This is a genomic window from Pseudomonas sp. (genome assembly GCF_030690725.1).
GTDB lineage: Bacteria > Pseudomonadota > Gammaproteobacteria > Pseudomonadales > Pseudomonadaceae > Aquipseudomonas.
In genome coordinates, this window is sequence record NZ_JAUYGD010000021.1 from 1 (window position 1) to 11,729 (window position 11,729).

Annotated in this window: 11 protein-coding genes and 1 pseudogene; 10 read left to right on the forward strand and 2 right to left on the reverse strand. The window is 59.7% G+C overall.

What is annotated here, in order from left to right; all coding sequences use genetic code 11:
• From rpmA to Q8O69_RS04565, 4 genes are all read left to right on the forward strand, one after another.
• A partial coding sequence (gene rpmA, locus Q8O69_RS04550) for a 50S ribosomal protein L27 (RefSeq protein WP_305589932.1) occupies positions 1–247 on the forward strand: 247 nt, incomplete at its 5' end.
• 167 nt (positions 248–414) lie between these two features.
• Positions 415–1,638 (forward strand): Obg family GTPase CgtA, encoded by a 1,224-nt coding sequence (cgtA, locus tag Q8O69_RS04555; protein ID WP_275960656.1) that lies wholly within the window; start codon positions 415–417, stop codon positions 1,636–1,638.
• 68 nt (positions 1,639–1,706) lie between these two features.
• Entirely contained in the window at positions 1,707–2,825 is a 1,119-nt protein-coding gene (gene proB, locus Q8O69_RS04560; protein WP_275960657.1) for a glutamate 5-kinase, read from the forward strand.
• Between the two features lie 152 nt (positions 2,826–2,977).
• The gene (locus Q8O69_RS04565) at positions 2,978–3,442 is read left to right on the forward strand and encodes a CreA family protein (RefSeq protein WP_305589933.1); all 465 of its coding nucleotides are present in this window, start codon (positions 2,978–2,980) and stop codon (positions 3,440–3,442) included.
• A gap of 164 nt (positions 3,443–3,606) precedes the next feature.
• On the opposite strand, the gene rpsT is transcribed toward Q8O69_RS04565, so the two are convergent.
• Positions 3,607–3,885 (reverse strand): 30S ribosomal protein S20, encoded by a 279-nt coding sequence (rpsT, locus tag Q8O69_RS04570; RefSeq protein ID WP_136663161.1) that lies wholly within the window; start codon positions 3,883–3,885, stop codon positions 3,607–3,609.
• 177 nt (positions 3,886–4,062) lie between these two features.
• Between rpsT and murJ the strand changes: the two genes are divergently transcribed.
• The 6 genes from murJ to ispH all read left to right on the forward strand — a co-directional run bounded on the left by murJ (position 4,063) and on the right by ispH (position 11,573).
• Positions 4,063–5,607: a murein biosynthesis integral membrane protein MurJ gene (murJ, locus tag Q8O69_RS04575; protein ID WP_305589935.1), complete on the forward strand. Its 1,545-nt coding sequence runs from the start codon at positions 4,063–4,065 to the stop codon at positions 5,605–5,607.
• Positions 5,608–5,684: 77 nt separating this feature from the next.
• Positions 5,685–6,611, forward strand: a complete 927-nt coding sequence (ribF, locus tag Q8O69_RS04580; protein ID WP_305589936.1) for a bifunctional riboflavin kinase/FAD synthetase — start codon at positions 5,685–5,687, stop codon at positions 6,609–6,611.
• A gap of 48 nt (positions 6,612–6,659) precedes the next feature.
• Positions 6,660–9,491 carry an isoleucine--tRNA ligase gene (gene ileS / locus Q8O69_RS04585; RefSeq protein WP_305589938.1) on the forward strand — a complete coding sequence of 944 codons (2,832 nt, stop codon included), beginning with the start codon at positions 6,660–6,662 and terminating at the stop codon, positions 9,489–9,491.
• Complete coding sequence (gene lspA / locus Q8O69_RS04590; protein ID WP_160085553.1) at positions 9,484–9,993, forward strand: signal peptidase II; 510 nt, start codon at positions 9,484–9,486, stop codon at positions 9,991–9,993. The genes ileS and lspA overlap by 8 nt, the downstream gene beginning before the upstream one ends.
• On the forward strand, positions 9,990–10,427 hold the full coding sequence (gene fkpB, locus Q8O69_RS04595; protein ID WP_275960662.1) for an FKBP-type peptidyl-prolyl cis-trans isomerase: 438 nt from the start codon (positions 9,990–9,992) through the stop codon (positions 10,425–10,427). The genes lspA and fkpB overlap by 4 nt, the downstream gene beginning before the upstream one ends.
• 201 nt (positions 10,428–10,628) lie before the next feature.
• Positions 10,629–11,573 carry a 4-hydroxy-3-methylbut-2-enyl diphosphate reductase gene (gene ispH, locus Q8O69_RS04600; protein WP_305589941.1) on the forward strand — a complete coding sequence of 315 codons (945 nt, stop codon included), beginning with the start codon at positions 10,629–10,631 and terminating at the stop codon, positions 11,571–11,573.
• A gap of 19 nt (positions 11,574–11,592) precedes the next feature.
• Here ispH and Q8O69_RS04605 read toward each other — a convergent pair.
• A pseudogene (locus tag Q8O69_RS04605) lies at positions 11,593–11,729 on the reverse strand (IS1595 family transposase); the annotation flags it as partial.

Consider the following 11,729-nt stretch of genomic DNA (forward strand, 5'->3'; position numbering starts at 1 on the left):
AAAAGCTGGCGGTAGTACCCGCAACGGTCGCGACTCAGAAGCCAAACGCCTTGGCGTGAAGATGTATGGCGGCCAGAAAATCATTCCTGGCAACATCATCGTGCGTCAGCGCGGCACCCAGTTCCACGCCGGTTACGGCGTTGGCATGGGTAAAGATCACACCCTCTTCGCGAAAATCGAAGGCGTGATCAAGTTTGAAGTAAAAGGCGCGTTCAACCGCCGTTACGTGAGCGTCGTTGCGGCTTAATTGCGCGACTGCTGGGAAAGCCCCGTCCATGCGACGGGGCTTTTTTGTTTCTTGGGGTTCTTGCCAAACTGTCCTGGGTGTAGCGTTCGATTTGAATGCAGGTCAATTTTGCAAGAACCTGGTGTTTCTCGGTTTAGATGACCCGCGTGATTGCGGGAGGCGTAAAAATGAAATTCGTCGATGAAGTATCGATTTTTGTAAAAGCCGGCGACGGCGGTAACGGCATGATGGCTTTTCGTCGTGAAAAGTTCATCGAGAAGGGCGGTCCCAACGGTGGTGATGGCGGTGACGGTGGCTCGGTGTATATCGAGGCGGTCGAGAACTTCAATACCCTGGTGGACTACCGCTATACCCGTCGTTTCCAGGCGCAGAATGGTGAGAAGGGTGGCAGCACCGACTGTACCGGCGCCAAGGGCGAGGACCTGATCCTGCCGGTGCCGATTGGTACCACGGTCATCGATGCTGGTACCCAGGAAGTGATTGGCGACCTGACCCGTGCCGGCCAGCGGCTGATGGTGGCGCAGGGTGGTTGGCATGGTCTGGGTAATACCCGCTTCAAGTCCAGTACCAACCGTGCGCCGCGTCAAACTACGCCGGGCAAGCCGGGCGAGTCGCGCGATCTCAAGCTGGAATTGAAGGTGTTGGCTGATGTTGGTTTGCTCGGTTTGCCGAATGCCGGCAAGAGCACCTTCATTCGCTCGGTGTCGGCCGCTAAGCCGAAAGTCGCCGACTATCCCTTCACCACTCTGGTGCCAAACCTGGGTGTGGTCAGTGTCGATCGTTACAAAAACTTTGTGGTCGCCGATATTCCGGGGCTGATCGAGGGTGCTTCCCACGGCGCTGGCCTGGGTATTCGCTTCCTCAAGCATTTGTCGCGTACCCGTCTGTTGCTGCATCTGGTGGATATGGCGCCGCTGGATCTGACCGATCCGGCTGAGTCGGCCGCCACCATTATTGATGAGCTGACCAAGTTCAGTCCGTCGCTGGCTGAGCGTGAGCGCTGGCTGGTGCTGAACAAGGCTGACCAGATGCTCGATGAAGAGCAGGAAGCGCGGATTGCTGAAATCGTCGCGCGGATCGAGTGGACTGGGCCGGTTTATGTGATTTCTGCCCTGGCGCGCCAGGGCACTGAGAAGCTCTGTTATGACATCATGGACTTCCTTGAGGCGCGCGCTGAGCGCATCCAGGAAAACCCAGAATACGCCGCCGAGCTGGCTGAGCTGGATACGCGCATCGAAGACGAAGCGCGCGCTCAGCTGCAGGCGCTGGACGACAAGCGTGCGCTGCGTCGTTCCGGGGTCAAGGCGGTTGGTGATGTCGATGAAGACGACAGCTTCTGGGATGAAGAAGACGAAGATGATGGCCCGGAAATTATTTACGTCCGGGATTAAGCAACTACAAAACGCCGCTTAATTGCGGCGTTTTTGTAATCACAGGTCGCGGCTAAGGTTGGAAGATCATGCGTGACAAGGTAACCGGCGCGCAGCGCTGGGTGGTGAAGATTGGCAGTGCGCTGCTGACCGCTGATGGCCGTGGTCTGGATCGCGCGGCTATGGCGGTATGGGTCAAGCAGATGGTCGCGTTGCGTGAGCAGGGCGTCGAGTTGGTGCTGGTGTCCTCCGGGGCGGTAGCGGCCGGTATGAGCAAGCTGGGCTGGAGTGCGCGACCGAGTGCCATGCATGAGCTGCAGGCGGCTGCGGCGATTGGCCAGATGGTGCTGATTCAGGCGTGGGAGTCGAGCTTTGCCGAGCATGGTCGGCGCACGGCACAGATCCTGCTGACTCACGACGATCTGTCCGATCGCAAGCGCTACCTGAATGCGCGCAGCACGCTGCGCACCCTGGTGGATCTGGATGTGGTGCCGGTGATCAATGAAAACGACACCGTGGTCACCGATGAAATCCGCTTTGGTGACAACGATACCCTGGCGGCGCTGGTGGCCAACCTGGTCGAGGCCGATCTGCTGGTAATTCTTACTGATCGCGATGGCATGTATAACGCCGATCCGCGGCATAACCCCGATGCCGAGCTGATTTTCGAGGCGCGCGCCGATGATCCGGCGCTGGATGCCGTCGCCGGCGGTGTCGGTGGTGCGCTCGGGCGTGGCGGTATGCAGACCAAGCTGCGTGCGGCGCGCCTGGCTGCGCGTTCTGGTGCGCATACGGTAATCGTTGGCGGTGCCATCGAGCAGGTGCTGGCGCGGCTCAAGGCAGGCGAGCGTCTGGGTACGCTGCTGGCGCCTGAGCGCGGCATGCTGGCAGCGCGCAAGCAGTGGCTGGCCGGGCATCTGCAGACGCGCGGCACCCTTGTGCTGGATGACGGTGCGGTCAAGGCGCTGGCAACCGGCACCAAGAGCTTGCTGCCGGTTGGCGTAAAAGCCGTGCAGGGCAGCTTTCGCCGCGGTGAGATGGTGGTCTGTGTGGCGGCGGATGGTCGCGAAATTGCCCGTGGGCTGGCCAACTACAGTGCGCTTGAGGCGCAAAAAATCATCGGTCAGTCGTCGGATGCCATCGAGAAGCTGCTGGGTTATGTTGATGAGCCCGAGTTGGTGCATCGGGATAATTTGATCCTGATTTGAAAACCTGCACAAAGCCTGCTGCGCGTCGGCCCTGCTGCGTTAAAAACAGGCTCAGAATGCTCATGTACAAAAGTACACTCCGCTTCCTCGCTTGTTTTTGCCTTGCATGGCTCTAGCTCGCGAGGCTTTGAATGGGTTTTGAGGGAAAGCTGATGCGAGTCGTAAAGGGATTGATGGGGGCGCTGGTGCTGCTGCCTGGGTTGGCGGCGGCCGAGCAGATCGGTGAGGTGTCGACGGTTTTCAAAATCATGGGGCCGAACGACAAGATCGTCGTCGAGGCCTTTGATGATCCTAAGGTGGCGGGGGTGACCTGCTACCTGTCGCGAGCCAAGACGGGTGGCGTCAAGGGCGGCCTGGGGCTGGCCGAGGATCGCGCCGAGGCGTCGATTGCTTGTCGCCAGGTCGGGCCGATCAGCTTCTTGGAGAAGCTCAAAGAGGGTGAGGAGGTGTTTCGTGAACGTACCTCGCTGGTGTTCAAGACTATGCAGGTGGTGCGGTTCTTCGATCAGAAGCGCAATACCCTGGTTTATCTGGTCTATAGCGACCGGGTAATCGAGGGCAGCCCGCAGAACGCGGTGACGGCCATTCCGATTTTGCCCTGGCCGGAAAAGCCCTGAGCACAAAAAGCCCGAAGTGATTCGGGCTTTTTTCTGGCCCTTGCCCAAGGCGATTACCTGTTGGTGTGGCCGGGCGTTGCAGGCTGCTCCGGCAATTATTGCGGGCAATAAAAAACCGGCGTTTAAGCCGGTTTTTTAAGAACAATCAGCGTGTTGCTAACGGCTTAGGCAGCTGCAGCTTCGCCCAGGGCCTTGATATGGCCATTCAGGCGGCTCTTATGACGAGCGGCTTTGTTCTTGTGGATGATGCCTTTGTCGGCCATACGGTCGATTACCGGCACAGCCAGGGTGTAAGCAGTAGTAGCAAGGGCGACGTCTTTGGCTTCGATAGCCTTGACGACGTTCTTGATGTAAGTACGAACCATCGAGCGCTGGCTGGCGTTATGGCTACGACGCTTCTCAGCCTGTTTTGCGCGTTTTTTGGCAGAAGGTGTATTGGCCACCGTCAAGCTCCTCGAAAAAATTCTGGGGGTTACAAACAAATAAGGCCGCGAATCATGCCGATATGAGGGAGTGCTGTCAAGCCTGTTGGCTTTTCCCTGTGCTGGCCTGACCAGTGGCAGACCGCTACACTCGTCGCCTTTGCGCGCCAGTGCTTGTTTGCGGAGCCGGGATATTACATGAATTTGCTCAAGTCGTTGGCCGCTGTCAGCTCCATGACCATGCTTTCGCGTGTTTTGGGCTTTGTGCGCGACACCATCATCGCTCGCACCTTCGGCGCTGGCGTGGCCTCGGACGCCTTTGTGGTGGCGTTCAAGCTGCCCAATCTGCTGCGGCGGATTTTTGCTGAGGGCGCGTTTTCCCAAGCTTTTGTGCCGATTCTGGCTGAGTACAAGACTCAGCAGGGTGATGAGGCTACACGCACGTTCCTGGCTTACGTGACCGGTCTGCTGACTCTGGTGTTGGCGCTGGTGACCTTTATCGGCATTTTGGCGGCGCCGTGGATTGTCTGGGCGTCCGCGCCAGGTTTTGCCGATGAGGCAGAGCGTTTTGAGCTGACCACCGATCTGCTGCGGGTGACCTTTCCTTATATCTTGCTGATCTCCCTGTCCTCGCTGGCGGGGGCGGTGCTCAATACCTGGAACCGCTTCTCGGTACCGGCCTTTGTGCCTACGCTGCTGAATATCAGCATGATCGTGTTTGCTCTGTTTCTGACGCCTTACTTCGATCCGCCAATCATGGCGCTGGGCTGGGCGGTGCTGGTAGGCGGTTTGGCGCAGCTGCTGTTCCAGCTACCGCATCTGCACAAGATCGGCATGCTGGTGCTGCCGCGGCTGAACCTCAAGGACACCGGCGTGTGGCGCGTGGTTAAGCAGATGGGGCCGGCGATCTTTGGTGTGTCGGTCAGTCAGATTTCGTTGATCATCAACACCGTATTCGCCTCCTTTTTGGTCGCGGGCTCGGTGTCCTGGATGTATTACGCCGACCGTCTGATGGAATTGCCGGCCGGTGTGCTTGGCGTGGCGCTGGGCACCATCCTGCTGCCGGCCCTGTCGAAAACCTATGCCGGTGCCAGTAGCGAGGACTATTCCAAGCTGCTCGACTGGGGCTTGCGCCTTTGCCTGGTGTTGGCGTTGCCCAGTGCGGTGGCGCTGGCGATTATTTCCGAGCCGCTGATTGCCTCGCTGTTTCAGTACGGCAAGTTCACCGCTGCCGATACCGACATGACCCAGCGCGCCTTGATCGCTTATTCGCTGGGCTTGGTCGGCATCATTCTGGTGAAAATTCTCGCGCCGGCCTTCTACGCCCAGCAAAACATCAAGACCCCGGTGCGCATTGGTCTGGTGACGCTGCTGGCGACCCAGGTGATGAATGTGCTGTTTATCTTCGTAATTCCTCTAGCTCACGCTGGTCTGGCTTTGGCTATCGGTCTGGCCGCCTGTCTGAATGCTGGGCTGTTGTACTGGCAGCTGCGTAAGCGCGACATGTTCCAGCCGCAGCCGGGCTGGGCACTGTTCCTTGGCAAGCTGTTACTGGCGTTGTTGGTGATGGTGGGCGTGCTGCTGCTGGCCATGCAGCAGCTGCCGGTTTGGGCGGACGGCACCATGCTCTGGCGTTTGCTGCGCCTGGGCGGGCTGGTTGGTGTGGGGCTGCTGGCCTATTTGGCCGTGTTGGCGCTGCTGGGGTTCCGTTTGAAGGATTTTGCTCGCCGCAGTGCGCTCTGAGTTGCAGCTGATTTGCCGCCTGTTGTCCGCTGCCCGGTGTGCGTATAATCGGCCACTTTATGAGCAAGAAGCGCGTTATGCAGCTGGTTCGAGGCCTACACAACTTGCGGCCCCAGCATCGGGGCTGTGTCGCCACCATCGGCAATTTCGACGGCGTCCATCGTGGTCATCAGGCCATTTTGGCGCGTTTGCGTGAGCGTTCCGCCGAACTCGGTGTGCCCAGTTGCGTGTTGATTTTCGAGCCGCAGCCGCGTGAGTTTTTTGCTCCAGATGCCGCTCCGGCGCGCTTGGCGCGGCTGCGCGACAAGTTGGCTCTGCTGGCCGCCGAGGGCGTTGATCGGGTGCTGTGCCTGAGTTTCAACCGCCGCTTGCGTGAGCTGAGCGCTGCCGAGTTTGTGCATCGCGTGCTGGTTGAGGGCTTGGGTGTGCAGCACTTGGAAGTGGGTGATGACTTTCGCTTCGGCTGTGACCGCGCCGGTGACTTTGCCTTTCTGGCCGAGGCCGGTGAGCGTGAAGGCTTCAGTGTTGAAGCTGCCAGCACGGTCGAACTGGACGGTATTCGCGTCAGCAGTACGCGGGTACGTGAAGCCCTGGATGCCGGTGATTTTGCCTTGGCGCAGCACCTGCTTGGGCGACCTTTTCAGATCGCCGGGCGGGTGTTGCACGGGCAGAAACTGGGTCGTCAGCTGAATGCGCCGACTGCCAATGTGCAGCTCAAGCGTAAGAGGGTGCCGCTCAAGGGCGTGTACCTGGTCAGCACTGAGATCGACGGCCAAACCTGGCCGGGTGTGGCCAACATAGGTGTGCGCCCGAGCGTGGCCGGTGATGGCCGCGCTCATCTGGAAGTGCATTTGCTGGACTTTGCCGGTGATTTATATGGCCGGCGTTTGACGGTGGCTTTCCACCACAAGCTGCGCGATGAGCAGCGTTTCGCCTCCCTTGAGGCATTGAAGACGGCTATTGCTGCCGATATTGCTGCCGCCCGTGCCCATTGGCGCGTTTAAGCCCCCGGCTTCAACTGCTGGGTGCCAATCGCTTACGAAGAGCCTGAAATGACCGATTACAAAGCCACGCTTAATCTGCCTGACACCCAATTTCCGATGAAGGCCGGCCTGCCGCAGCGCGAGCCGCAGATTCTGCAGCGCTGGAACGAGATTGGCCTGTATCAGAAGCTGCGCGCGCAAGGCGAAGGTCGGCCGAAGTTTGTTCTGCACGACGGCCCGCCCTATGCCAATGGCAGCATCCACATCGGTCATGCGGTCAACAAGATTCTCAAGGACATCATCACCCGCTCCAAGACCCTGGCCGGCTTCGACGCCCCCTATGTGCCGGGCTGGGACTGCCACGGCCTGCCGATTGAACACAAGGTGGAAACCACCTTCGGCAAGAATCAGCCATCTGACCTGACCCGCGAGCGCTGCCGCACCTATGCCGCTGAGCAGATCGAAGGGCAGAAAGCCGACTTCGTTCGCCTCGGTGTGCTGGGCGATTGGGGCAACCCGTACAAGACCATGGATTTTGCCAACGAAGCGGGCGAAATCCGCGCGCTGGCCGAGATGGTCAAGCAGGGCTTCGTGTTCAAGGGCCTGAAGCCAGTTAACTGGTGCTTCGATTGCGGCTCGGCGCTGGCTGAGGCCGAAGTCGAGTATCAGGACAAGAAGTCCGATGCCATCGACGTCGCTTTCGTCGTCGAAGATGCCGATAAGCTGGCCGCCGCATTTGGCCTGTCCAGCTTGCCGAAGCCGGCCTCCATCGTGATCTGGACCACCACGCCGTGGACCATTCCGGCCAACCAGGCGCTGAACGTTCACCCTGAATTTACCTACGCGCTGGTCGATGCCGGCGAGCGCCTGCTACTGCTGGCCGAAGAGCTGGTGGAAGGTTGCCTGGCTCGTTACGGCCTGCAGGGCGAAGTTATCGCTACAGCACCAGGTGCTGCGCTGGAGCTGATCCGTTTCCGCCACCCGTTCTACGAGCGCTTCTCCCCGGTCTATCTGGCCGATTATGTCGAGCTGGGCGCTGGTACCGGCGTCGTGCACTCGGCCCCGGCCTATGGCGAGGACGACTTCCGTTCCTGCAAAGGCTACGGCATGAGCAACGACGATATCCTCAGTCCGGTGCAGAGCAACGGTGTGTATGTCGTTGATCTGCCGTTCTTTGGCGGCCAGTTTATCTGGAAGGCCAACCCGAACATTGTCGCCAAGCTGGAAGAAATCGGCGCGCTGCTCAAGCACGAAGCCATCCAGCACAGCTATATGCACTGCTGGCGCCACAAAACTCCGCTGATCTACCGCGCCACCGCGCAGTGGTTCGTCGGCATGGACAAGCAACCCAACGAAGGCGACACCCTGCGCGAGCGCGCGCTAGCCGCCATCGAGCAGACCGCATTCGTTCCCGCCTGGGGCCAGGCGCGCCTGCACAGCATGATCGCCGGTCGTCCGGACTGGTGCATCTCGCGTCAGCGCAACTGGGGCGTGCCGATTCCGTTCTTCCTGCACAAGGCCACAGGCGAGCTGCACCCGCGTAGCGCCGAGCTGATGGAGGAAGTGGCCAAGCGTGTCGAGCAAGAGGGCATCGAGGCCTGGTTCAAACTAGACGCCGCTGAGCTGCTGGGTGATGAAGCTGCTGACTACGACAAGATCAGCGACACCCTGGACGTCTGGTTCGATTCCGGTACCACCCACTGGCACGTGCTGCGCGGTTCACACAACTTGGGCCATGCCAGCGGCCCGCGCGCTGATCTGTATCTGGAAGGTTCCGACCAGCACCGCGGCTGGTTCCATTCCTCCCTGCTCACCGGGGCTGCCATCGACGGCCACGCGCCGTACAAAGAGCTGTTGACCCACGGCTTCGTGGTTGATGAGAACGGCCGCAAGATGTCCAAATCTCTGGGCAACGTGGTGGCCCCGCAGGAAGTGAATGACAGCCTGGGCGCCGATATCCTGCGCCTGTGGGTGTCGTCCACCGACTATTCGGGCGAGATGGCTGTGTCCAAGGTCATCCTGCAGCGCAGCGCCGACTCCTATCGGCGCATTCGTAACACCGCGCGCTTCCTGCTCTCCAACCTCAGCGGCTTCGACCCGGCGCAGCATCTGCTGCCGGTCGACGAGATGCTGGCGTTGGATCGCTGGGCGGTGGATCGCGCTTTGCTGCTGCAGCGCGAAATCGAGGAGGCCTACGACAGCTACCGCTTCTGGAACGTGTACCAGAAGGTGCACAACTTCTGCGTGCAGGAGCTGGGTGGCTTCTACCTCGACATCATCAAGGACCGTCAGTACACCACCGCAGCCGATAGCGTTGCGCGGCGCTCCTGCCAGACGGCACTGTTCCATATCGCCGAAGCCCTGGTGCGCTGGATCGCTCCAGTGCTTTCGTTCACCGCCGACGAGCTGTGGGAATACCTGCCGGGCGCGCGTAACGAGTCGGTGATGCTCAATGGCTGGTATCAGGGCCTGAGTCCACTGCCGGAAGGTTTCGAGCTGGACCGTGCGTTCTGGGAGCGGGTCATGGCGGTGAAGGTCGCGGTAAACAAGGAAATGGAAAACCTGCGCGCAGCCAAGGCCATTGGCGGCAACCTGCAGGCGGAAGTGACTCTGTACGCCGAAGACAGCCTGATCGCCGATCTGAACAAGCTGGGCAACGAACTGCGCTTTGTGCTGATCACCTCTACCGCCAGTCTGTCACCGCTTGCCAGCGCGCCAAGCGATGCCGTGGAAACCGAAGTGGCGGGGCTCAAGCTGAAAGTGTTGAAGTCTGGTCACGCCAAGTGCGCCCGTTGCTGGCATCACCGTGAGGATGTTGGGGTGAACCCGGCGCATCCGGAAATCTGCGGTCGTTGCGTGGACAACATCGAAGGCGCGGGTGAGGTTCGTCACTATGCGTGATAACGCCAGTCGTTTCGGGCGCCTGGCCTGGCTGTGGTTGAGCCTGCTGGTGTTTGTGGTCGATCAGGCAAGCAAGTTCTGGTTCGATAACAACCTGAGCATGTACCAGCAGATCGTGATCATTCCCGATTACTTCAGCTGGACCCTGGCTTACAACACTGGCGCGGCGTTTAGCTTTCTGGCCGATGCTGCCGGCTGGCAGCGCTGGTTCTTCGCCGCGATTGCCGTGGTGGTGAGCGGGGTGCTGGTGGTGTGGCTCAAGCGCCTCAAACCAGGCGAAACCTGGCTGGCAGTGGCTTTGGCTTTAGTGCTGGGCGGCGCGCTGGGTAATTTGGTGGATCGCGTGGTGTTTGGCCATGTGGTCGACTTTATCCTGCTGCACTGGCACCAGCAGTGGTACTTCCCGGCCTTCAACGTGGCCGATATGGCGATTACCGGCGGTGCCATCCTGCTGGCGCTGGATATGTTCAAAAGTGAAAAGTCCGGAGAAACAGGCAAATGACTGACGTGCGTATCGGTCCGGACAGGGAAGTGACCCTGCATTTCGCCCTCAAGCTGGACAACGGCGATGTGGTCGACAGCACCTTCGATAAAAAGCCGGCCACTTTCAAGGTTGGCGATGGCAACCTGCTGCCAGGCTTTGAACAAGCCATTTACGGGCTGAAGGCGGGTGACAAGCGCAGCCTGTCGATCAGTCCGGAGCAGGGCTTTGGTCAGGGCAATCCGCAGAATATCCAGATCATGCCGCGCAGCCAGTTTCAGGATATGGAGCTGTCTGAAGGCCTGCTGGTGATCTTCAATGATGCAGCTAATGCCGAGCTGCCCGGCGTAGTAAAAGCTTTCGACGACAGCCAGGTAACCATCGACTTCAACCACCCGTTGGCCGGCAAGGCGCTGAGCTTCGATGTGGAGATTATTGAGGTCAAAGCGCTCTGATCAGCGTAATAATTTCGTAGGGTGGGTTAGGCGCACAGGCGCAGTTTGAGTCTGGAGCACTTGTATGGCGCGCCGTAACCCACCATGGTTCGTATGTCGGGCTCCGTACTGTTGGGCTGCGCGGCATTCGTGGCTTATTCCGCAATGTGCCGCTAACTCAAACTGCGGCAACTTTCGTTTACGCGCGCCGAGATAACCCGCATGTATATCAAACTCGCCAATCCCCGTGGCTTCTGTGCCGGTGTCGACCGCGCCATTGAGATCGTCAACCGTGCCCTGGAAGTCTTCGGTCCACCGATCTATGTGCGCCATGAAGTGGTGCACAACAAGTTCGTGGTCGAAGACCTGCGTTCGCGCGGCGCCGTATTTGTCGAAGAGCTGGATCAGATTCCTGATGACGTTATCGTTATCTTCAGCGCCCACGGCGTCTCCCAGGCTGTGCGCACAGAGGCAGAGCGCCGCGGCCTGAAGATCTTCGACGCCACCTGCCCGCTGGTGACCAAAGTGCATATGGAAGTGGTGCGCTACAGCCGCGAGGGGCGCGAGTGCATCCTGATCGGCCATGAAGGCCATCCAGAAGTCGAAGGCACCATGGGCCAATACGACGCCAGCAACGGCGGCACCATCTATCTGGTAGAAGATGAAGCCGACGTGGCCGAACTACAGGTGCGCAATCCCGAAGCCCTAGCCTTCGTCACCCAAACCACCCTGTCGATGGACGACACCAGCAAAGTCATCGACGCCCTGCGCAGCAAGTTCCCCGCCATCGGCGGCCCACGCAAGGACGACATCTGCTACGCCACCCAAAACCGCCAGGACGCTGTCAAACAGCTCGCCGCCGAATGCGACGTGTTGCTGGTTGTAGGCAGCCCCAACAGCTCCAACTCCAACCGCTTGCGCGAGCTGGCCGAGCGTATGGGAACGCCTGCCTACCTGATCGATGGGGCAGAAGATCTCAAGCAGGAGTGGTTTGTCGGGGTGGAGGGCATTGGTATTACTGCGGGGGCATCGGCCCCGGAAGTTCTGGTGCAGGGGGTTATCCAGCAATTGAGCGAGTGGGGCGCAACAGGTGCGCAAGAGCTGCAGGGGCGGCCTGAGAATGTGACGTTCTCGATGCCCAAGGAGTTGCGGGTGAGGCAACTGTGACTTGAAGTAAAAAAGAAGGCTATGTCCCAATCGCGTGTTGCATGGTGCGTCCAACCGCCTCCTGGATACAGTGAGCTGGCTGAATACGCTGTTGATAGCGCTCAAGCATGCGGCGCCAGCCCAGATAGTTCGGGAGGTAGCGGGTGGCGACACCGT